Below are 22,346 nucleotides of genomic sequence, written 5' to 3' on the forward strand. Positions count from 1 at the left end.
GTGGACTCGGAACGAAAAAGCCGGCCGCGACGCACGGCCCGAAGCGGATCGCGTCGGCACAGTTACCGCCGATCCACCAACACAGTTAGCGCGACACCGCGTCAACTGTTTATGCCGCCATTAAACCGCGAACGCTACAGTTTTGGCTACGCCCAAAGGAAGTCCCCTTGGCAGACGCCCCGAAGCAACTATTCTTGGGGGACGCCCAAAGGAAGTCCCTCTTGGGAAACCACTTCGAGGAGAAACCCATGACTTCGCGCCCCGTCATCGACGATCTGTCGTCTTTCTGGATGCCGTTCACCGCCAATCGCCAGTTCAAGGCCGCGCCGCGCCTGCTGGAATCGGCGAAAGGCATGTACTACCGCAGCACGGACGGCCGCGAAGTGCTCGACGGCTGCGCGGGCCTATGGTGCGTGAATGCGGGCCACAGCCGCGACGAGATCGTCGCCGCGATCACGAAGCAGCTTTCCACGCTGGACTTCGCGCCGACGTTCCAGATGGGCCATCCGCTCGCGTTCGAAGCGGCCACGCGGGTCGCCGAGTTAATGCCCGAAGGGCTCGACCGCATCTTCTTCACGAACTCGGGTTCCGAATCCGTCGACACCGCGCTGAAAATCGCGCTCGCCTATCACCGCTCGCGCGGCGAAGCGCAGCGCACGCGCCTGATCGGCCGCGAGCGCGGTTATCACGGCGTGGGCTTCGGCGGCATTTCGGTCGGCGGCATCGCGCCGAACCGCAAGACGTTTTCCGGCGCATTGCTGCCGGCCGTCGATCATCTGCCGCACACGCACAATCTCGAGCAGAACGCGTTCTCGAAGGGTCAGCCGGCGTGGGGCGCGCATCTCGCGGACGAACTCGAACGCATCGTCGCGCTGCACGATGCGTCGACGATTGCCGCGGTGATCGTCGAACCGGTCGCCGGCTCGACGGGCGTGCTGATTCCGCCGCAAGGCTACCTGCAGAAGCTGCGCGACATCTGCACGAAGCACGGCATCCTGCTGATTTTCGACGAAGTGATCACGGGCTTCGGCCGCGTCGGCAAGGCCACGGCCAGCGAATATTTCGGCGTGACGCCCGACCTGATCACGATGGCGAAGGCGATCAACAACGCGTCGATTCCGATGGGCGCAGTCGCGGCGAGCCGCACGGTGCACGACACGATCGTCAACGGCGGCGCACAAGGCGCGATCGAGCTGTTCCACGGCTACACGTATTCGGCGCACCCGGCCGCGGTCGCCGCCGCCATCGCGACGCTCGACCTGTATCGCAGCGAAGGCCTGTTCGAGCGCGCCGCGTCGCTCGCGCCGACGTTCGAAGCCGCCGTTCACTCGCTGCGCGGCGCGAAGCATGTGAAGGACATCCGCAACCTTGGGATGATCGCCGGCATCGAACTCGAATCGCGCGACGGCGCACCGGGCGCGCGCGCTTACGAGGCGTTCGTCAAATGCTTCGAGGCGGGCGTGCTGGTGCGCTTTACGGGGGACATCCTGGCGTTTTCGCCGCCGCTCATCATCAACGAAGAGCAGATCGCGCATCTCTTCAAGACGGTCGGCGACGTGCTGGCCACGGTGCAGTAAGGCGACAGCGAACAACGGCGCGCAGGTCGCGCGCCGTCCGCCGTCAGTGATGCTGATGCGCGCGCGCAGCGCGTGTCTGCGCCGCCTTCTTCGCCGCGGCTGAACGTCCGGCTGCGCCTTTCGTCGCAGCAGCCTTCTTCGCCGCCGCCGAGCGGCTCGCGGCCGGCCGCTTGGCCGCCGCCGACTTCGCCTGCTTCGACATCGCCGAGTGCGATGCGCCGGCCTTGCTTTCGCGCTTCAGCACATTGGTCGTGGTGCGCGAGCGCTTCGCCGTCGACTCCTTGCTGGCGGTCTTTTTCGCGGCGCCCTTCTTGTGTCCCGCGGCGCTGTCCTTCTCCGCCTTCTTGCGGGTCGCCTCGCTCGTGCTGCCCTTCTTCGGCGCCTTTAGATCGACGCCCGCGCGACGCGCCTCCGACAATCCGATCGCAATCGCCTGTTTCGGCGAGCGCACGCCGTGCTTGCCGGCGCGCACCTTGTCCACCTGTTCCTTGACGAACTCTCCAGCTTGCGTGCTCGCCGACTTGCCGGCGCGTTTGTCGGCTTCCGCACGCTTGAGGGTTTTCTTCTCGGGCATGACAGTTCTCCGGTTGACTGTGGCCCATGCAGTGAAGCAATGGCTGTGCCGCAGCGCTGAGACACTTCGCCAGGACTCGCGCCGTTCACGGGGACGGCGTATGGTGTGGTCAAGGGTCGGCGCACTGGACCGGTCCGAATGGGAGACACTGATGAAGATCCCCACCGTGCGCGCAGGCGCGCATATCGAAGGCGTTCACTGGATCGCGGAATACGCGGAAGACGTCCACGAAATTCGCATCTTCCGCGAAGGGCAGGAAATCGACGTGCACGACGCGCCTTCGTCGCTGTTCGGCGACGAGGAGAACGCGGGCTCGAAGAGCACCGCCGACCATCGCGCGGTCGAAGCGGCGGTGCTGGCTTACTTGCGGCGCTTCGTGGCGGAGCACGACGCGGAGGAATAGCCGCCGAGGCCGAGGCCGAGGCCGACGTCGACGCCTGCTTACTCGCCGGGCCGCAGCTTCTTCACGTCGGCATCCGACGGCTGCACGCTCGCGCCGTCGATGTAGCGATACGACGTCATCACGCCCTTGCCGTCCTTCAAACCGGTCACGCCGACGTAAGCGCCCATCGTCGACTGATTGTCCTGCGCACGATAGGTGATCGGCCCGAACGGCGTGTCGACGGCGAGACCCTTGAACGCGGCCGCGAGCTTGTCGGTATCCGCGGAACCGGCCTTTTTGATGCCCGCAGCGATCGACATCAGCGCCGAATAGCCGACCACCGAGCCGAGCCGCGGGTAGTCGTGATACTTCGCCTGATAGGCGTCGACAAACTTCCTGTTCGCCGCTGTATCGATCGAATACCACGGGTAGCCTGTCACGATCCAGCCGGCCGGCGCTTCGGCGCCCAGCGGATCGAGATAATCCGGCTCGCCCGTCAGCAGCGACACCACCGTGCGGTCCTTGAAGAGCCCACGCGTATTGCCCTCGCGCACGAACTTGCCGAGGTCGGCGCCGAACAGCACGTTGAAGATCGCGTCGGGCTTCGCATCGGCGAGAGCCTGCGTGACCGCGCCCGCATCCACGTTGCCGAGCGGCGTGGCCTGTTCGGCCACGAACTGCACGTCGGGCTGCGCGGCGGTGAGGAGCTTCTTGAACGTCGCGACCGCCGACTGCCCATACTCATAGTTCGGATAGACAAGCGCCCAGCGCTTTTTCTTCAGCTTGGCCGCTTCGGGCACGAGCATCGCGACCTGCATATACGTGGAAGGACGCAGACGGTACGTGTATTTGTTGCCGTCGGCCCAGACGATCTTGTCGGTCAACGGTTCGGCGGCGAGGAAGAAGATCTTTTTCTGCTTCGCGAAATCGGTGAGCGCGAGGCCGGTGTTCGACAGGAAACCACCGAACAGCAACTGCACCTGTTCACGAGCGATCAGCTCCTGCGCGACGCGAATGGTGTCGCCAGGGTTGCCGTTGTCGTCGCGCGAAACGACTTCGAGCTTTTTGCCGAGCACGCCGCCCGCGCCGTTGATCTGTTCCAGCGCGAGATTCCAGCCGTTCTTGTAAGGCCCGAGAAAGGCCGGCTGCGCCTTATAGCTGTTGATTTCCCCGATCTTGATGGTCTGCTGGGCGTTCGCGCCGAAGGCGGCGAATGAAACAACCGTCGATAGCGTCAGGCGAGAGATCCATCGTGCGCGCGTGGTCATGCGTTTCTCCGTATCAATGGGATTGCGGGAATGCGTTGGTCTTCTAACAGGCTGTTCTATCAGGCGTTGCGGCGGTGTTCAAGCGGCCGGGCGGGCGGTGGCTCGTGCGTTCGTTCTTGCGCTTACTGTTGCGTTCGTTCTTGCCCTCACTCCGCGCTCGCCGTCGCGCGAATCCTCGCGACGCTTGCCGCCACATTCTGCCAGGCAGGCTTGCCGCCCGCGAATTGCTGCCGCAGATACGACACCAGCTCGGCGACCTGGGCGTCGTTGAAACTGTCGCGATAAGCCGGCATCGTACCGAGTTCGGGCCGCGCAGGCGAGCCGATGCCGTCGAGAATCACGCGGATCAAGTTATCGGGCGTCGCGCCATGCAGGTTCGTGTTGAGCGCAAGCGACGGATGCGCGCCGAACAATTGCGGCCCGCTGCCCGTGTGATGACACGCGGCGCAAGCGCCGTCGAAGAGCCGCGCACCGACGCTGGACGGCGCGCCGTTGATCGTGCTCGCCGCTTCGTATTGCCGCGCCATCGCCGCGACATCGACGTTCGGTTCCACTGGCGCGAGCGACGCGAGATACGTCGCCATCGCGCGAATATCGCTGTCGGGCAGCGCCGCGAGATCGGCGACGACGGGCGCCATCGGTCCCGCCGCGACGCCGTGCAGCGGCGCATGGCCGAAGCGCAAATAGCGGAACAGCTCGTCCTCGGTCCACGGCACCGGCGCGTTCGATAACGACGATAATGCGGGCGCTTCCCAGCCTTCCGCGCTCCCGCCGCCGATGAAGGCCGCGCCGCTTTTTTCGGCGCCGAACGCATTGCGCGGCGTGTGACACGCGCTGCAATGCCCGAGCCCGTTGACGAGATACGCGCCGCGATTCCATTGCGCGCTTTGCGTCGCGCTGGCGGTGAACGTATTGCGTCCGAGGAAGAGGCCGTTCCATGCCGCCATCAACGGACGCGCGCTGAACGGAAACGGCAGCTTCGTTTCCGGCGGACGAAAACGCACAGGCGTTTGCGACATCAGATACGCGTAGAGCGCGTTGAGGTCGTCGTCGGAAGTATTTTTGAAGGACGTGTACGGGAACGCCGGATAGAGCCGATGCCCGTCGCGGCTGATGCCTTCACGCATCGCGCGGACAAACGCTTCGAGCGACCATGCGCCGATGCCCGTCTGCGCATCCGGCGTGATGTTCGTGCTGTAGACGGTGCCGAAAGGCGTCTCGAGCGGCTTGCCGCCCGCGTTCGGCACGCCGTTCTTCGCGGTGTGGCAGACCGCGCAATTGCCAAGCGACGCGAGCACCTTGCCGCGCGCGATTAGCTCGGGCGCGAAGGCGCTCGCGAGCGGCGGCGTGATCGGCGCGAGAGCGGACGGCGCCAGCGACAACGCGCCGAGCCAGCCCGCCGCGCCAGCCGCGAACGCCCCTAGAAAACCGAGCCGCCAGCGCTTTTTCCTGCGCGCGGCGGCCTTCTCGGCTTGTGCATCGGCGAGCGCCGCGCGAATCGTTTCGGGCGTGAACGGCGGCCTGCGAAAACGCACGCCGGTCGCGTCGTACAACGCGTTGGCAATCGCCGCCGCGCCGGGCAGCGACGCGGATTCGCCCGCGCCCATCGGCGGCTCGCCGTGACGCGGCATCATCACGACGTCGATCACCGGCACTTCGCGAAACGTGAGAATCGGATACGCGCCCCACTCCTGGCTCGTCACCGCGTTGCCGCCGAACGTCACGCGTTCTTTCAGCGCGCGGCTCGTCGCCTGGATCACGTTGCCGTGAATCTGGTGACGCACGCCGTCCGGGTTGATCGTGGTGCCGTTGTCCTGGCCGACCACGACGCGCGTCACTGCGAGTTCGCCGCTTCGGCGATTGACTTCGACGTCGGCGACCCACGCGCACCACGCGGCGCCGAAGCCGGGGAATTTGCTGTGCACGTAGCGGGCGTAGGCGATACCGCGGCCTCGTGCGATGTCGCCTTGGTCGCTTTGTTCGTGAGCCTCAGTGTTAGCGTCAGTGGCTTCGCGCACGCGCGGCTGCCAGCCCGCGCGCTCGGCCACCGCTTTCACGAGATCGGCCGCGCGCGGGTCGCGCAAGTGCTTCAGCCGAAACTCGACCGGATCGGCGCCCGCTTCCACCGCGAGTTCGTCGATGAACGACTCGTGCGCGAAAGTGTTCGGCAACGCCGACACGCCGCGCAGCCACGACGCGCGAACAATAGGCGGCGTGTCGTCGCAGACGACGCGCATCGCCTCGTAGTCATACGGCGGCACCGCCGTACGGTCGCCCATCTCGAACACCTGCGGCTCGCCGGACAGCGTGCCGGTCAGTAACAACGCCAACGTCGGCGCATCGTTCGATGGATAACGCGTCGCGAAGTCGTAAGCCGCGAGCTCGCCCTCGGCGCTCAACGCGCCGCGCACGTCCATCAATTGCGCGGCGCCCTTCGGCTCCCACGCATGCTCGTCCTCGCGCGACAGTTGCACGCGCACCGGCGCGCCGGCCGCACGCGAGAGCAAGGCGGCGTCGGCGGCGACGTCGTCTGCGCAATTGCGGCCGTAGCAGCCGGCCGCATCCATGCGCACGATCTCGATGTGCGCTTCGTTCATGCCCATCAGCAACGCGAGGTCCGCGCGCAGCGAATGCGGATTCTGCGTGCCGGACCACACCTTCAGCGCACCGTCGCGATAGTCGGCCACCGCGCACGACGGTCCAATCGACGCATGCATCTGAAACGGCCATACGTACGTGCGATTCAGCGTGCGAGTGGGGTCGCGTGAAAGCACGGCGTCGACATCGCCGTCGATTAAAAGCTCGCGCCGCTTCGCAGGATTCGCGCGCAATGCGGCTTCGACTTCCTCGCTGGTGTCGAGCGGCGGCAAGGCTTCGGTGGTTTTCCATTGCACGTCGAGCCGCTTCGCGGCCTGCTGCGCGATTTCCTCGCGCTCCGCCACGATGCCGACGAAGTCGCGTATCACCACGACCTTGACGATGCCGGCCATGTCGCGGATCGACTCTTCATCGACACGCAGCAAACTGTTACCAATGAAGTTGCCCTGCGCGATGCCCGCATATGGCGGACGCACGACGCGTCCATGCAGCATGCCAGGCACGCGCACATCGTGGACGAAGCTCAATTCGCCCGTTGCCTTCGCGGGAATATCGACACGCGGCGCGCGCTTGCCGACGATGTTGTATGCGGCCGGGTCTTTGAGCGCCGCGTCGGTAGTCAACTGGAGTTCGATGCGTTGCCCCGCGATGAGCTCGCCGTAGGCGATGCGCTTTGCACTCCCACTTGCATTTGCATCGTCGCGTTCGAACACGATGCCATCGCGCACATCGAGCTTTTCCACGTTAACGCCAAGCCGCATCGCCGCCTGCTCAAGCAGCCATTGCCGCGCCTGCGCCGCGGCGTGCCGCAACGGCACGGCCGTTATCTGAAGCGTGGCGCTGGCAATCGTCGGCCCCTGATTCGGCGTCTCGTTCGTATGACCGAGCACGATCGACACGCGTGTCAAAGGCACATCGAGTTCTTCCGCGACGATCTGTGCAAGCGCAGTGCCGATGCCTGTGCCGAGATCGACGTGGCCGTTGAACGCGATCACGCTGCCGTCGTCGCGCACGGCGAGGAACATGTCGGCGTCAGTGGGCACGAACGACGACCGCGAGCCCGGCTGACCGGCCGCCGGTTGAACCGGTGCTTGCGGCGGCCGCATGACGATGAGCACGCTCTGCGCGTCGTAAAGCTGTTTGCGCGACGGCGACGCCGCGCGTCGATCGACGCTGAAGTCCGGTCCCGTCATGCGCGCGCCTCTTTATCAGCGGTCTCTTGAACAGGCTTCTGCGTGGCGAGCAACTCAGCGGCGCGCTGCACGGCCCGCACGATTTCGACATGCGTGCCGCAACGGCACAGGTTGCGCGACAACTCGCGGCAAATCGTCTCGACGCTCGGATGCGGATCGCGCTCGAGCAGCGCCTTTGTCGTCATGATCATGCCGCTCAGACAATAGCCGCATTGCGCCGCCTGTTCGTCGATAAACGCCTGCTGCACCGGATGCAGTGCGGCACGCGTGCCGAGCCCTTCGAGCGTGGTGATCTCGTGCCCCAGCGCCACCTTCGCCGTGGTCACGCAGGCGCGCGTCGGCATGCCGTCGAGCAGCACCGTGCACGCGCCGCACTCGCCCAGGCCGCAGCCGAATTTCGGACCATTGAGCGCGAGGTCGTTGCGCAGCAGGTAAAGCAAAGGCGTGTCCGCGCTGGCGCAGACGACATGCGTCGCGCCGTTGACCTTCAGCGCGAGCGGCGCCGCCCCGTTCATGAGCGCGCCGACCGCGCTCTAAGACGCGCATTCATAGCACCACCGGCACTTCGGTCGCGGGCGGCGTATTGCGGCTGCGCCGGCAACGGATCAAGCCGTCGATCATCACCATGCCCACGCCTGGAATATCGCCGAGTTGCACGCTTTCGAGCAGCGTGTCCGCGGCCGTATGCTGCGCGCGGTCCATGAAGACAAGGTCGGCGGGACGGCCCACTTCGATGAGCCCCTGACGCAAGTTGCGTTGCCGCGCCGTGTTGCCCGTCGCGAAGCAGAACGCGATTTCCGCAGGCACGTCGGCGAGGCTCGAAATCAGCGCGATCATGCGCAAGATGCCGAGCGGCTGCACGCCCGAGCCGGCCGGGCTGTCGGTGCCGAGAATGATCCGGTGCGGGCATTTCAGTTCGATCGCATGGCGCGCCGTCAGCAATGCAATGCGTTCGTTGCCGTTATGAACGATTTCGAGCGCGCGGCTCGACTGCTCGCACAAGTCGCAAACATGGCGGTAAGACAGCGACGTATGCCCGCCGTTGACGTGGCCGATCACGTCCGCGTCGGCTGCAAGCACCACGTCGCGGTCGATCAGCCCCGAGCCCGGAATCGACGGACCACCCGTATGAATCGTGCTCTGAATGCCGTACTTGCGCGCCCACGCGACCATTTGCGCGGCTTCCTCGCCGGCCTTCACGCTGCCGAGACCGACTTCGCCGAGCAGCTTCACGCCGGCTTCGGAGAGCTCCTTGAAGTCCTCTTCGACCATGCCTTTTTCGATCACCGGCGCGCCCGCCATCACCTTGACGCCACCGCCGACGCCCGCCGCACGCATGCCTTCGAACGAACGCTGCGCGGTGATCGCAAGCGCCTTCACGCCGAGCACATCTTTCGGACGGCCAGGTAAATGCACTTCGCCGGCGGAGATCATCGTCGTCACGCCGCCGTTCAGATTCGATTCGATCCAGCCGAGCTGATTCTGACGCGGCGTCCAGTCGCCGAATACCGGATGCACATGCGAGTCGATCAGGCCAGGTGCTACCGTCGTGCCCTTGCAATCGACGGTAGTACGCGCGCCTTCCAGGTCGCAGTCCGCTTCCTTGCCGATCGCGACGATCAGGCCGTCATCGATCACGAGCGTATCGGCGTCGAGAATCGGCTGATCGATGTCGCCGGATAACAGCAGGCCGATGTTCGTCACCGCGACCTTGCCGGACAATCCTGTCAACGTCTCTGCTGCCATCTGCCTCTCCTTTTGCAACGACGGTTCGATTACACGCTCAGATAAGCGCGCCTCACGGTTTCGTTCTTCGCCAGTTCGCCGATGCTGCCGCTAAAGCGGATTTGCCCTTTTTCAAGGACATAAGCGCGGTCGCTGACCATCTCGGCGAAGTGCAGGTTCTGCTCCGACAACAGAATGGACAGCCCCTCGCGCTTCAGTTCGAGGATCATGTTGGCCATCTGTTCGACGATCACGGGCGCGACGCCTTCCGACGGTTCATCGAGCAATACGAGGTACGGGTTGCCCATCAGCGTGCGCGATACCGTCAGCATCTGCTGCTCGCCGCCGCTCATCTGGCCGCCGGGACGCCTGGGCATTTCGCCGAGATTCGGAAACAGGCGGAACAGCTTTTCCGGCGTCCATTGCGGCGCGCCTTCGCGCGGCGGCTGACGGCCCGCGTCGAGGTTCTCCATCACCGTCAGATCGGCGAACACGCGCCGGTCTTCGGGAACGAAGCCCATGCCCATGCGCGCGATCTTGTACGGCGGCAGCGCGGCGATGTTCTGTCCGCGAAACGTCACCTCGCCCTGGCGGCGCGGCAGCAAACCCATGACCGCTTTCATCGTGGTCGATTTACCCGCGCCGTTGCGGCCCATCAACGCAACCACTTCACCGCGTCCCACTTCGAGGCCGACGTCGAACAGAATATGTGCGCGGCCATAAAACGCGTTGAGGCCCGCGACTTTCAGCATCGGCTCGCTCATTGCAAGACTCCTTCGCCGGTGTGGCCGCCTGCCGTGTCATGCAGCGCCGCGTGCGGCTGAAACGTCTTGCCGGTGCCGAAATACACTTCCTGCACGCGCGGATCGTTGCGGATCGTCTCGCCGTCGCCTTCGGCAATCAGCTTGCCGCGCGCGAGTACGATCATGCGGTCGGCGTAGGCAAACACGACGTCCATGCTGTGCTCGGTGAACAGCACGCCGATCTTCTGCTCGGTAACGAGCCGCCGCGTCAGCGCCATCAATTCGTTACGCTCCTTCGGCGCCATGCCCGCAGTGGGTTCGTCCATCAGCAGCAGCTTCGGGCGGTTCGCGAGCGCAATCGCGAGTTCGACGCGCTTGACGTCGCCATATGCAAGCACGCCGCAGGCGCGCTTCGCGTCGGCGGCCATGCCGACTTGCTCGAGTAGTGCGAACGCTTCATCGGCGTAGCGCGTGCCCGCGGGTTTCCACAGGCTGAAGGTTTTGCGTTCGCGCGAAACGAGGGCCATCTGCACGTTTTCGAGTACGGTCATCGAATTGAAGGTCGCGGCGATCTGGAAGGTGCGGCCGACGCCGAGCCGCCAGATGTCGCGCGGACGCATGCCGACGAGTTCGTGTTCGCCGAAACGGATCGACCCCGACGAAGGCGGCAACTGTCCGTTGACCATGTTGAAGCACGTCGATTTACCCGCGCCGTTCGGGCCGAGCAGCGCGAGAAGCTGGCCGGCTTCGAGCGTGAACGACACGTTGTCGACGGCCTTCAGTCCACCGAACGACTTCGAGAGGCCGGACACTTGCAGCAAGCTCATAGCCCCTCCTTGATCGCCGCGCGCTGCGAAGTGGGTGCGGTGGTTTTGCCGGCCGGGTCGTTCGCATTGTCGTTGATGTCGTCACCGAAACGATCGAGAATAAAGCCAACGATGCCTTGCGGAAACGCGATCACGAGCAGCAAAATCGCGAAGCCCAGCAGCGCCTGCCAATAGTCGGTCTGCCGCGCGACGGTGTCCTGCAGCCACGTGAACACGGCCGCGCCCACGATGGGGCCGGTGAGCGTCTGCAAGCCGCCGAGCAGCACCATCACGAGACCGTCGACGGAACGGCTCACGCTGATCACCTCCGGCGAAATCGTGCCTTTCGAGAACGCATACAACGACCCCGCGAGTCCGCAGAACAGCGACGCGATCACGAACGCCGCCCACTGCACGCGCTTCACGTCGATGCCGATGGCCTCCGCGCGCAACACCGAATCGCGCGACGCGCGCATCGCGTAACCGAGCGGCGAAAACAGCATGCGCCGCAACAGCCACACGCCGATCACCGCGCACACGAGCGTCACGTAGTAAAACGCCACCGGCGACGAAAGCCAGTCGGCCGGCCACAAGCCGAGAATGCCGTTGCTGCCGCCCGTCACATCGTCCCATTGGAAAACGACCGACCAGACGATCTGCGCGAACGCGAGCGTCAGCATCGCGAGATAGACGCCGGACAAACGCACGCAGAACCAGCCGAACACGAGCGCGCCGCCGACTGCGAGAAGCGGCGCGAGCAGCAACGCGGCTTCCATCGGCAGATTGAGTACTTTGAGAAAGAGCGCCGCGCCATACGCGCCGAGCCCGAAATACGCGGCGTGGCCGAACGAATGCATGCCGCCCGGTCCCATGATGAAATGCAGGCTCGTTGCAAACAGAACAGCGATCAGAATTTCCACCAGCAGCACCGGCATATACGGGAATGCGTTGGCCAAGAGCGGCGCGAGCAGCAGAACCAGCAGCATGATCGCAGCCAGCCATTTGACGCGCTTGCCCGCGGGACGCAGCGGCGCTTCGGGCGCCGCCATGCCGCGCACCGCGGCACTCGCGCGGCCGAGCAAACCCCAGGGCCGCACGACCAGCACGACCGCCATCACGACGAATTCCGCGACCAGCGTAAAGCGGCTCAACGACAGGCCGACGCCGAAAATCGTCACATGTCCAATGCCGATGCACAGCGCCTTGATCTCCGCGATGATCAGCGCGGCCACGAATGCGCCCGGAATCGAACCCATGCCGCCGACCACGACGACCACAAACGCATTGCCGATCGACTCGAGATCGAGAGAGAGATTCGCCGACATGCGCGGCCCTTGCAGCGCGCCGCCCAGACCCGCGAGAAACGCGCCGACGAAAAACACGCCGGTAAACAGCCACGCCTGATTGATGCCGAGCGCGCCGAGCATCTCGCGGTCCTGCGTCGCCGCGCGCACGAGCGTGCCCCAACGCGTGCGCGTCAGCGCATACCAGAGCAGCAGCAACACGACCGGGCCGATCACGATCAACGCGATGTCGTAGGTCGGCAGCGGATGGCCGAGGAAATTCACCGCGCCCGCGAGATGCGGCGCGCGCGGCCCGAACAGATCTTCCGGGCCCCATAGCCACAACGCGGCATCGCGAAAGATCAATACGAGCGCGAACGTGGCAAGCAGATGAAATAGTTCGGGTGCCTGATAAATACGCCGCAACACGATGACCTCGACCAGCGCGCCGAGCGTGGCGACGACGAGCGCCGCGGCCAGCACCGACAGCCAGAAGCCGCCCGCCGTATGTCCGAAGCGGCTCGCGATGCTGTACGCGATGTAGATGCCGAACATATAGAACGAGCCGTGCGCGAAATTGACGATGCGCGTCACGCCGAAGATCAACGACAAACCGGCGGCGACGAGAAAGAGCGTCGACGCATCGGCGAGTCCGTTGACCAGTTGTACCAGCAAATTCGAAAGCATCGAGACCCTCGGCAGCTTGCCGACCGCCCGCACGCGACATGCGCATGCCACTCGGCCAGCAGACGTTGCGGCGCGTGCGGCACCGTGCTCGCACGCATCAACGGCAGCACACTACCTGAAAGAAATCCCTTGTGGGGACGCGCGAAACAAATGCATGCACACCTCAGCGCAAACCATCCTCGCCCTTGATCTCGTTCGCCTGCAAGCCGCCGATGCGCGGCAGCGGCCGGCCCGACGCCGTCACCGCGACCGCGACGACGATTTCATTGGCACGCGGCGCGTCCGACACGCGCGCCTCGATGGCGTCGAAATGACTGCGCACGAAAGCGGCGTCCTTGTGGCCGAGCGGCACGTCGATTGCCGTGCCGAGCGTGCCCATTTTTTTCGCCGACGGCACGAGCGCCGCGCCCTTTTCGACGGCTGCGCGCAGCGGCGCGCCGAGCTTCGGATGCAAGATCGCGGCCGCGTGTTCGAGTTCGCCCGCCTCGCCGACAATCGCGGCCTTGCCGTAGCTCTGCGCTTCGCCGGGTTCGATACCGAGCGCCTCGACGCAGCGCTTGCCGAGCAGCGCGCCGAGTTCCTCGCCGGCGTCGATCAGCGCGTCGAGCTTCGCTTCATAGCGGCCCGCATACGGATTGTCGATCACCGCGATCGCCACCGCGCGGCGCGCGGGCGGATCGATGTTCTGGCCCATTTCAATGCGGGTTTCGTCCACTTGCACGACCAGCTTGCGAAGCCTGATTGCCATTTCGCTCTCCGAGATTCGATGTATGCGTTGCGACCTTCAGCGACCTTCAGTGAACATGCAGCGTGGTTCAGCGCAAGCCGTCCTTGCCCACAATCGCCTCTTTGGCGAGCCCGCCGACGCGCGCATGCACGCGCTGTCCCGTGCTCATCACGAGGATGAACACCACTTCGTCGGCGGCGGGCGCGCCTGGCACGCGCACTTCGATTGCGTCGAAGTGACTGCGCACATAGCTCGCGTTGACATGCGTGAGCGGCACGTCGAGCGCGGTGGACGGCGCGCCCACTTTTTTCGTCGACGGCACGATTGCGTTGGTCGGCACGCCGTTCTTTTCTAGCAGTTCGCGCATTGCATAGCCGCCCGGCACATGCCACAACGCGCCGTGTTCGAGTTCGCCGCGCGAGCCGACAATCGCGCCCTTGCCATAACTTTCTATCGACGCATGCGGCACCGCCATCGCCGCGAGCAGACGCTGCGCCATGTCGAAGCCGATCGGCTTGAGCGCTTCCATCGCGTGTTCGATGTTCGGCTCGTAGCGGCCGGCGAACGGGTTCGTCATCACGGCGGCGATTGCGCCGCGCCTTAAAGGCTCTGCCGGCGCGGGGCCGAACTCGTGAAAGATGTCTTCGACGTGCGTCAGCACGCGGCGTATTTCGAACACGGAGCCTCCGTTGTTGAGTGAGCGCGATGCATCGTCAGCAACGCGTGTGTGCCGTGCATGCCGGCCGTGCGCACGCGTCCTTGCAGGAACAACGCGGCGCCTTCTATCAGGCCGCGCTGGACCAAGCGCCGCGCGGCTTCCACGCCGCGAGCAAGCGCGAAGTCGATGAGCGGTTGCGGCAGCGCAGGGACATCCACGGTCACGAGCCGATCGCCCAGATCGGTATCGTCCTTCAGCGACGAAGCCGGGTTTCGCACGATGCCCGCATGATCGAGGTTCACCGCGTTTGCGATCATCGTCGCGGCCGCGTCCGCGCTCGCCGCGTCGCCTGCGAGGACGGCCACGCTGTCGGCAATGCCGAGGCTGAAACTGCGGCCGCGCCAGCCGCTCGTCGCGATGCCGCGAATCGGCATGCTTGCGTCGATTGTGAGGTTAGCGTCGAGCGTATCGCCGTTTGAACGCTGCGCTTTCGTGAGCCACTGCGAGAGATCCGCGAACACGCCCACGCGATATTGCTGGCCTTCGGTCAAATGAAACGCGATGTCGCCGCCATTGTTGATAAACGCGCGCGACACGCCTTCGCGTTTGAATGCATCGATCAGTTCGTCGGCGACGCTGCCTGCAACGGCTGCCATCGGCGTGATAAAGCGCGCGCGATGCGGATGGCACACGGCCCACATGCTGCGCGCCACGCGGCCTTGCAACGGGCATTCGTTGAGCGGTGCATCGGCGCGCACGGGTTGCCGAAGCGTTTTGAGTTCGCTGACCAGCTCGGGCAATACATCGACGAAACGCGTCCAGCACGCTTCATATGCGGCTTGCAGCGCGGCAGGTTCGCCGTCGGCGCTGAGGATAAGATCGATCGGGCCATGCTGCCAATGCCAGCGCGTCGCGTCGATACGGGTGCGGGTTGGATTCATCGCGTGGTTGTGGGCCGAATTGTTAGCCGCGTTAGTCGGTTAGCCCAGCATCGGCGGCATGGCGGGCGGCCACGGATTGTCCGGATTGCGCGCCAACGTTCGACGCGCGAGCGGCGCGCCTTCCGTATGTTCGGGACCATTCGCGAGCACGCTCTCCAACGAACGCACCGCATCCAGATGGCCGCCGAGATCGCGATAAGCGTCATACGTCATGGTGAATTCGATCGGCGCGACGATCGCCGGCGTGGGCACGGTGCCGAACGAACGGTCGGGCATGCGCGACACGTCGACCATCACGGTGATGCCGCCGCCTGGCCACACATAAGCCGGCGCGCCGCCGCACGTCACGTTCACGAGCTGCTGCTTGATCGCACGCGTGAGCAGCACGGGGTTCTCGGTCGCGCCCGCGCGCAGACTGCCGCCCGCGCCGCCGAGAAACAGCACCGTGGCAAGCGACGGCTCGCAGTTTTCGCCGATGCGTTCCACCGTGCGGCGCACCGCATCGGGCATCGCCGCGACGCGCGGCACGAGCTCATGATCGAGTTCATACCACTGCGCGTGCTCGCCGGTAGTCGACACCATCAGGAGACGCATGCCGGGTTGAGCGACAGCGGGATCGAAGCCTTCGATAATCGCGAGCGGGTCTTGTATGTCGGTGCCGCCCCAACCGATGCCTGGATTGGCCACCTGAAAATAGCGTCCTGGCGTCGATTTGCGTCCGCGAATCTTGATGCCCGAGCGCGTCATGCCGAGGCAGCGCCCCGCCTGATGCTCGGTCAAGACGCCAGTGATGTGATCGTCGACGACCACGACCTCATCGACATGGCCGAACCATTGTTTCGCGAAAATGCCGATGGTCGCGGAACCGCAGCCCACGCGCATGCGCCGTTCCTCGACGCCGTCGACCACTGGCGCCGCGCCCGCGCGCACCACGAGGCTCGCGCCGCCGTCTATGCTGAGTTCAACCGCCTGCTTGTTGCCGAGTGCAAGCATCATGTCGCAGGTCACGCGGCCTTCTTTCTTGCTGCCGCCAGTCAGATGATGCACGCCGCCGAGGCTCAACATTTGCGAACCGTATTCCGCCGTCGTCACATGGCCGACGATCTCGCCCTGGCAACGCACGTTCGCCTGCTCGGGTCCGAGAAAGCGGTCCGTGTCGATTTTGACCTTGAAGCTGCAATAGCTGAAGATGCCTTCGGTGACGACCGTGACCATGTCGACGTCGTCGAGCTTCGAGGCAACGATGAAAGGCGCGGGCTTGTAGTCGGGATAGGTGGACGATGCGCCCACGCCCGTGACGAAGAGCGCGGCGTCGGCCGTATCGTCTCGCGCTTCTTCTTGAGATGCGCCGAATTCGACCAGGGCATCTGTGCTATCGGCTTGCGAGCGCGACAGGAATACGACAGGGTCGACGCGAATCAGCCGCCCGTCCGCATTCGCATAGCGATCGCATGCGCCGGTGCGCCCTTCGGAGATCTGACACAGCACCGGACAGGCATTGCATTCGATCTTGTTCGACGCCATACGCTCGCTGCGCGGCGCCGCCTTCTCGAGCACGGTGGGACCGGGCGTCGAGGCGATATCGCCGTCGACGCGTTCCGCACCGAAATCGACCTTCGTATGTTCTGTCATAGTGGGGTTCCATACGACGACATCACAATCGGTCCTGCCCGGCTGACGAATAGCCCTTGTTTCAGGGCACTTTCGCGTGACTCGCCTGTTTCCACGCATGATTCCATGTTGCGGTCACTTACCGTTCGTGTAGTATTCGCTACACCAAAGCTGTCTGAAATCTACCCGATCAAAATAGACTGCGCAATGAGTTTCCGGCCGGCGAGCGGATGGTGCGCCGCCGCATTCAAACGCTGACTCGAACATTGAACGCGGCCTCGTCACAAAGATTCAATTTACGCCGAAGCAGTTCACCGTGCATCGCTAGAAAGAGACTCGGCAGTCTGCAATGCGCACGGTATGATGAGGATGCCTGCATTCCAACGAAGCGCGCGCAAGAGAGTTCAATCCCTTCAACACGCCAACGAAGAGATACCAGATCGCCATGAATTCCACTGCCGGCCGCAAGCCGGGCGCCACGGGCATCCGTGCGAAACAGGCACAGGACACGCGCGCCAAGATTCTGAAAGCGGCAATCAAGGTCTTCGCGAAGCAGGGCTATGCGAGCGGCCGGGTGGAAAGCATTTCGAAGGCCGCGCGCTCGCACGACCGCATGATCTACTACTACTTCGGCAGCAAGGAGCAGTTGTTCGTCGAAGTGCTTGAGACCATCTACACGCAGTTCAACGAAGCGGAAAGCAAACTCGACCTCGACCTCGAAGACCCGGTTCACGGCCTCGAACAAATGGTCGAATTCGTCTGGCAGTACTACCTCGATCACCCTGAGTTCGTCACGCTGCTATCGAGCGAGAATCTGCATCAAGGCAAGCATGCGAAGAAGTCGTCCAAGCTGAAGGAGATTTCCGGCTATGCGATTTCAGTCGTGCAGAAGTTGCTGGACGCAGGCAAGGCGCAGCACGTTTTTCGCGCGGATGTCAAAGCACGCGACGTGTATCTGATGATCGCGTCGCTCGGTTATTTTTATAACGCCAATCAGTACACGTTAGGCGCGTTTCTCGGCGAAGCGCTGATGGACAAGGCAGCGCTCGCGCATTGGCGTGAAGTGATCAAAGACACGGTGTTGCGCGCGGTGCGTCTGCAATTGCCGGTTGAGGTCGCGTCGAATGCGAGCTTGAGTGCGGACACGGAGGCATAAGTAAAGCACTCAAGAGAGAGAGCCGCCCAATAAAAAACGCGCGCCGTAGCACAGGCGCGCGTTTCTTCATCAAACCATCGCCACAGCAAAACCCTCAAGTCTTCGCCGCCGCATCGTCTTCGCGGAACAGCTTATCGGCGAGATGAAACGCCGAGTTCGCCGCCGGCACGCCGCAGTAAATCGCGGTTTGCAGCAGCACTTCCTTGATCTGCTCGCGCGTCACGCCGTTGTTTTTTGCGGCGCGCAAATGCAGCGCGAGTTCTTCGCTGCGATTGAGCGCGACCATCATCGCAATCGTGAGCAGGCTGCGCGTGTGCCGCGGCAAACCTTCGCGCGTCCACACTTCGCCCCACGCATAACGCGTGATGAAGTTCTGAAACTCTTCCGTCAACTCGGTGCGGTTCGCAAGCGAGCGGTCCACATGCGCGTCGCCCAATACCGCGCGGCGCACGCCGAGTCCGGCTTCGTAGCGGTCTTCGTCGTTCATTTGGGCTCCGTCAAAAAATCGATCACAGCCTTCGTGAACGCATCGGCCTTCTCGATGTTCGAAATATGCGAGGCGTCCAGTTCGACGTAACGCGCGGCCGGAATCGCCTGCGCCAGTTCGCGGCCTTGCGCGGGCGTCGCGGCCACGTCGTGTGTGCCGCTGATCACGAGCACCGGCAGCTTGATGCCAGGCGTCTCAGGACGCAGATCGGTCGCGTCGATCGCATCGCAGTTCGACGCGTAGCCTTCCTTATCGGTATGCACGAACACGTCGCGAATCATCGCAAGCACGACGGGCTCGCGCTCGAAGTAATCCGCCGTGAACCAGCGCGGCAACACCGCGTCGGCGAGTGCCTGCATGCCTTCCGTGCGAGCGCGCGCGGCGCGCGGCACCCACACTTCCGGCGAGCCGATGCGCGCCGCCGTGTTCGCGAGCACGACGCGCTCAAAGCGGCTCGCATGACGCGCGGCCAACGCGACGCCCGTGAGTCCGCCCATCGACACGCCGCAAAAATGCGCGCGCGCGATCTTCAGCGTATCCATCAGGCCGAGCACGTCGCCCGCCAATTGTTCGATCGTGTACGGTCCTTTCGGCGCTTCCGAATGCCCGTGACCGCGCGTGTCGTAGCGCAGCACGCGAAAGTGCTTCGACAAGGCCGCGACTTGCGGCGTCCACATGGACAGATCGCTGCCGAGCGAATTCGACAGAATCACCCACGGCGCGCTGCCGTGACGATCGCCGTCGATCCGATAGTGAAGCTCGGTGCCGTTGACTGCGGCGTATGGCATGCCGGTTACTCCTTCGAAGTGGCGCGCTGCGAACGCGCGGTATGAAGCGCCAGCGCCGCATCCACGTAAGCGTGCGCCTGGCCGACGTATTGAGCGGGATCGAGCAGTTGCTTCAGGCGCTCGACAGAAAGATGCTGAGTCACGGCGGAGTCCGCGGAGAGCACGTCCAAAAGCGTCTGCCCTTCGCGGATCGCCGCCTTCGACGCGCTCTCGACCAGATGATGCGCGTCGAGCCGGCCGATGCTGTCGCCGAGCGCGAGCATCACCGCTTCGCCGAGAATCAGGCCATGCGTGACGTCGAGGTTCGCGGCCAGGCGCGGCATGTTCACGTTGAGTCCGCTCGCGATCTGCCCGATGTTCGCAAGCGCGCCGCCCGCGAGCCGCGCGAGATCGGGCAACGCGTCCCACTCGGCTTGCCAGCCGCCGAGCGCGCGCTCGTGTTCCTGCACCATGCCCGCGAACACTGTGGCGACGAGCCCCGGCGCGCGCGTGGCCGCCGTGAGCACCGCCGCGCAGCCGACCGGATTGCGCTTGTGCGGCATCGTCGACGATCCGCCTTTGCCGGCCGCGGCCGGTTCCGATAGTTCGTCGATTTCCGTTTGCATTTGCAGCGAGATGTCGCGCGCGATCTTGCCGAGCGTGCCGATCAGCATGCCGAAGAACGATGCCGTTTCAGCGATGCGATCGCGCTGCGTATGCCACGGCAAAGTGGGCACCGCAAGACTGAGTTCCTGCGCGAGCGCTTGCGTGACCTGCGGCGCCGCATCGCGCAGACTCGCGAGCGTGCCGGCCGCGCCGCCGAATTGCAGCACGAGCGAGCGAGCGCGCAATGCGTCGAGCCGTTCGCGATGACGCAGCAATGCGTCGAGCCATTGCGCGAACTTGAGACCGAGCGTGATAGGCAACGCCTGCTGCAACCACGTGCGGCCGATCATCGGCGTCGCGCGATGCGTGGCCGCGAGCTTCGCGATGGCGTCGCAGGTGGATTGCAAGCCGCTGTCGAGCAAATCGAAGGTGTCGCGCAGTTGCAGGACCGTCGCCGTGTCGATGATGTCCTGGCTCGTCGCGCCCCAATGCACGTATTTCGATGCTTGCGCGTCGGCGGCTTTCACGCGCGCGGTGAGTTGCTTGACGAGAGGAATCGCGAGATTGCCGCCGAGCGCGGCGTCGCGTGCGAGCGCGTCGGCGTCGAGTTGATCCGCATGACACGCGGCTTCAATTGCCGCGACGGCCGCTGCGGGAATCACGCCGTGCGCGGCCGAAGCGCGCGCGAGCGCCGCTTCGACGTCGAGCATCCGTTGCAGTGTGGCGCGCGGCGCCCAGATGTCGTTCATCGGCTGCGTGCCGCAAAGAAGGCCGGTGAGCCGGCCGCTGGAGTCGAGCATGATGACGTCGATGATCGGATGATCTGGTGAATGTAGCACTGCGGGCAGTATGACGCGTTGCGCGTCACAGTGCCCGCAGTTGTCAGCGCGCTTAAGCCGCCCGCGCCGCCTGCGTGCCGTCGATCAGCGGCACGCCCGTGAGCTTCAGCAAGGCATCGAAGTCGATGTCCGAGAAAATCTCGCGCACGACGAGGCCCTGGTCGGTCACGTCGATCATCGCGAGATCAGTGTAGATGCGGTCGACGCAACCGACGCCCGTCACCGGATACGTGCATTCCGCGGCGATCTTGCTTTCGCCCTGCTTGGTCAGATGCTCCATCATCACGTAGACCTGCTTCGCGCCGATCGCGAGGTCCATCGCGCCGCCGACCGCCGGAATCGCGTCGGGCGCTCCGGTGTGCCAGTTCGCCAGGTCGCCCTTCGCCGAGACCTGGAATGCGCCGAGCACGCAGAAGTCGAGGTGGCCGCCGCGCATCATCGCAAACGAATCGGCGTGATGGAAAAACGCGCCGCCCGTCAGCAGCGTGACGTGCTGCTTGCCGGCGTTGATCAGTTCGTCGTCTTCCTCGCCCTTCGCGGGCGCCGGGCCCATGCCGAGCAGGCCGTTTTCGCTGTGCAGGAAGATTTCCTTGTCGGCGGCGAGGTGGTTCGCCACCAGCGTCGGCACGCCGATACCGAGGTTCACATACGCGCCTTCCGGAATATCCAGTGCGACGCGCTTGGCCATTTCATCGCGGGTCAGTTTCTTCATGTCGGTCTCCGGTTCAGGCTGCGGCGTCGCGCGGATTGGGTTGCGGGGCATGTGCCGCTTGCGGCACTTCGATCACGCGCTGCACGAAAATGCCCGGCGTCACGATGTTTTCCGGGTCCAGCGCGCCGAGCGGCACCACTTCCGACACTTGCACGATGGCGGTCTTTGCGGCGCTTGCCATGATCGGCCCGAAGTTGCGAGCCGTCTTGCGATAAACGAGGTTGCCCCAGCGGTCGCCCTTATACGCTTTGATCAGTGCGAAATCCGCGTGAAGCGGCGACTCGAGCACGTAATGCCGGCCGTCGATCAGACGCGTTTCCTTGCCTTCGGCGAGCTTCGTGCCGTAGCCGGTCGGCGTGAAAAATCCGCCGATGCCCGCGCCGGCCGCGCGGATGCGCTCGGCCAGATTGCCTTGCGGCACGAGTTCGAGTTCGATTTCGCCGGCGCGATAGAGCGCGTCGAACACATACGAATCGGTTTGACGCGGAAACGAGCAGATGATCTTGCGCACGCGCTTCGCCTTCAGCAGCGCCGCGAGGCCGATGTCGCCGTTGCCCGCGTTGTTGTTGACGATGGTGAGTTCGCGCGCGCCCTGCTCGATCAGCGCGTCGATCAGTTCCGACGGCATGCCGGCCGTGCCGAAGCCGCCGATCATGACGGTCGCGCCGTCGTGGACATCGGCGACGGCCGATTGAAGTGACTCGAAAATCTTGTTGATCATGTCGAATTTCCTTGAGAGGCGCTACGCGCGTCGGGCTCGCCATCGCGTTGTCGGCGCTGTTTCGCGAACCTTGCAATGTTCTTATAGCGAACACTGATTCGATTAGCGAACGATTCGAAGATTATGGTTGCGCTTGCGCCGCATTGTCAAGGCGCGGACTTTTCCCTTAATCATAGGTTCCCGCAAGGCGAAGTGCGCGCCACCTGGCCGTCGCGAGCCGCCGATTCTGATCGGCAGCAAAGAAAACCCCACTATCGCGTTCGACGATTCTTCCGCTACCCTTTA

Annotated in this window: 20 protein-coding genes; 3 read left to right on the forward strand and 17 right to left on the reverse strand. The window is 64.4% G+C overall.

Annotated elements, in window-relative coordinates:
- Positions 1–248: 248 nt before the first annotated feature.
- Positions 249–1,577 carry an omega-aminotransferase AptA gene (aptA, locus tag BGRAMDRAFT_RS14830; protein WP_006049584.1) on the forward strand — a complete coding sequence of 443 codons (1,329 nt, stop codon included), beginning with the start codon at positions 249–251 and terminating at the stop codon, positions 1,575–1,577.
- Positions 1,578–1,620: 43 nt separating this feature from the next.
- On the opposite strand, the gene BGRAMDRAFT_RS14835 is transcribed toward aptA, so the two are convergent.
- Positions 1,621–2,151 (reverse strand): DUF6496 domain-containing protein, encoded by a 531-nt coding sequence (locus tag BGRAMDRAFT_RS14835; protein WP_006049585.1) that lies wholly within the window; start codon positions 2,149–2,151, stop codon positions 1,621–1,623.
- Positions 2,152–2,302: 151 nt separating this feature from the next.
- Here BGRAMDRAFT_RS14835 and BGRAMDRAFT_RS14840 point away from each other — a divergent pair, with 151 nt between their 5' ends.
- Positions 2,303–2,554 (forward strand): hypothetical protein, encoded by a 252-nt coding sequence (locus BGRAMDRAFT_RS14840; RefSeq protein ID WP_006049586.1) that lies wholly within the window; start codon positions 2,303–2,305, stop codon positions 2,552–2,554.
- 38 nt (positions 2,555–2,592) lie between these two features.
- Here BGRAMDRAFT_RS14840 and BGRAMDRAFT_RS14845 read toward each other — a convergent pair whose 3' ends face one another.
- From BGRAMDRAFT_RS14845 to BGRAMDRAFT_RS14895, 11 genes are all read right to left on the reverse strand, one after another.
- Positions 2,593–3,801, reverse strand: coding sequence for an ABC transporter substrate-binding protein (locus tag BGRAMDRAFT_RS14845; RefSeq protein WP_006049587.1), 1,209 nt, complete (start codon positions 3,799–3,801; stop codon positions 2,593–2,595).
- 146 nt (positions 3,802–3,947) lie between these two features.
- The gene (locus BGRAMDRAFT_RS14850) at positions 3,948–7,592 is read right to left on the reverse strand and encodes a molybdopterin cofactor-binding domain-containing protein (RefSeq protein WP_006049588.1); all 3,645 of its coding nucleotides are present in this window, start codon (positions 7,590–7,592) and stop codon (positions 3,948–3,950) included.
- Positions 7,589–8,107 (reverse strand): (2Fe-2S)-binding protein, encoded by a 519-nt coding sequence (locus BGRAMDRAFT_RS14855; protein WP_006049589.1) that lies wholly within the window; start codon positions 8,105–8,107, stop codon positions 7,589–7,591. The genes BGRAMDRAFT_RS14850 and BGRAMDRAFT_RS14855 overlap by 4 nt, the downstream gene beginning before the upstream one ends.
- Before the next feature lie 31 nt (positions 8,108–8,138).
- Positions 8,139–9,338 carry an amidohydrolase family protein gene (locus BGRAMDRAFT_RS14860; RefSeq protein WP_006049590.1) on the reverse strand — a complete coding sequence of 400 codons (1,200 nt, stop codon included), beginning with the start codon at positions 9,336–9,338 and terminating at the stop codon, positions 8,139–8,141.
- Between the two features lie 29 nt (positions 9,339–9,367).
- Entirely contained in the window at positions 9,368–10,081 is a 714-nt protein-coding gene (locus tag BGRAMDRAFT_RS14865; RefSeq protein WP_006049591.1) for an ABC transporter ATP-binding protein, read from the reverse strand.
- Complete coding sequence (locus BGRAMDRAFT_RS14870; RefSeq protein ID WP_006049592.1) at positions 10,078–10,887, reverse strand: ABC transporter ATP-binding protein; 810 nt, start codon at positions 10,885–10,887, stop codon at positions 10,078–10,080. The genes BGRAMDRAFT_RS14865 and BGRAMDRAFT_RS14870 overlap by 4 nt, the downstream gene beginning before the upstream one ends.
- The gene (locus BGRAMDRAFT_RS14875) at positions 10,884–12,836 is read right to left on the reverse strand and encodes an ABC transporter permease (RefSeq protein WP_006049593.1); all 1,953 of its coding nucleotides are present in this window, start codon (positions 12,834–12,836) and stop codon (positions 10,884–10,886) included. Before BGRAMDRAFT_RS14875 ends, BGRAMDRAFT_RS14870 begins: the two co-directional genes overlap by 4 nt.
- A gap of 163 nt (positions 12,837–12,999) precedes the next feature.
- A complete protein-coding gene (locus BGRAMDRAFT_RS14880; protein WP_006049594.1) occupies positions 13,000–13,584 on the reverse strand; it encodes an amino acid synthesis family protein in 585 nt (194 codons plus the stop codon).
- Positions 13,585–13,651: 67 nt separating this feature from the next.
- Positions 13,652–14,242: an amino acid synthesis family protein gene (locus BGRAMDRAFT_RS14885; protein ID WP_006049595.1), complete on the reverse strand. Its 591-nt coding sequence runs from the start codon at positions 14,240–14,242 to the stop codon at positions 13,652–13,654.
- A complete protein-coding gene (locus tag BGRAMDRAFT_RS14890) occupies positions 14,218–15,162 on the reverse strand; it encodes a UPF0280 family protein (protein ID WP_006049596.1) in 945 nt (314 codons plus the stop codon). The genes BGRAMDRAFT_RS14885 and BGRAMDRAFT_RS14890 overlap by 25 nt, the downstream gene beginning before the upstream one ends.
- 39 nt (positions 15,163–15,201) lie before the next feature.
- Entirely contained in the window at positions 15,202–16,794 is a 1,593-nt protein-coding gene (locus BGRAMDRAFT_RS14895; protein WP_006049597.1) for a hypothetical protein, read from the reverse strand.
- Positions 16,795–17,218: 424 nt separating this feature from the next.
- On the opposite strand from BGRAMDRAFT_RS14895, the gene BGRAMDRAFT_RS14900 reads away from it, so the two are divergent.
- On the forward strand, positions 17,219–17,929 hold the full coding sequence (locus BGRAMDRAFT_RS14900; RefSeq protein ID WP_006049598.1) for a TetR family transcriptional regulator: 711 nt from the start codon (positions 17,219–17,221) through the stop codon (positions 17,927–17,929).
- A gap of 94 nt (positions 17,930–18,023) precedes the next feature.
- Here the strand turns inward: BGRAMDRAFT_RS14900 and pcaC are convergent, their stop codons facing one another.
- The 5 genes from pcaC to BGRAMDRAFT_RS14925 form a co-directional block, all read right to left on the reverse strand.
- Positions 18,024–18,416: a 4-carboxymuconolactone decarboxylase gene (gene pcaC / locus BGRAMDRAFT_RS14905; RefSeq protein WP_006049599.1), complete on the reverse strand. Its 393-nt coding sequence runs from the start codon at positions 18,414–18,416 to the stop codon at positions 18,024–18,026.
- Positions 18,413–19,204, reverse strand: coding sequence for a 3-oxoadipate enol-lactonase (gene pcaD / locus BGRAMDRAFT_RS14910; RefSeq protein WP_006049600.1), 792 nt, complete (start codon positions 19,202–19,204; stop codon positions 18,413–18,415). Before pcaD ends, pcaC begins: the two co-directional genes overlap by 4 nt.
- Positions 19,205–19,209: 5 nt before the next feature.
- Positions 19,210–20,589: a 3-carboxy-cis,cis-muconate cycloisomerase gene (locus BGRAMDRAFT_RS14915; RefSeq protein WP_006049601.1), complete on the reverse strand. Its 1,380-nt coding sequence runs from the start codon at positions 20,587–20,589 to the stop codon at positions 19,210–19,212.
- Positions 20,590–20,680: 91 nt separating this feature from the next.
- Entirely contained in the window at positions 20,681–21,340 is a 660-nt protein-coding gene (locus BGRAMDRAFT_RS14920; RefSeq protein ID WP_006049602.1) for a 3-oxoacid CoA-transferase subunit B, read from the reverse strand.
- 13 nt (positions 21,341–21,353) lie between these two features.
- Complete coding sequence (locus BGRAMDRAFT_RS14925) at positions 21,354–22,061, reverse strand: 3-oxoacid CoA-transferase subunit A (RefSeq protein WP_006049603.1); 708 nt, start codon at positions 22,059–22,061, stop codon at positions 21,354–21,356.
- Between the last annotated feature and the right edge of the window lie 285 nt (positions 22,062–22,346).

This window comes from Paraburkholderia graminis C4D1M (assembly GCF_000172415.1).
GTDB classification, from domain to species: Bacteria; Pseudomonadota; Gammaproteobacteria; order Burkholderiales; family Burkholderiaceae; genus Paraburkholderia; species Paraburkholderia graminis.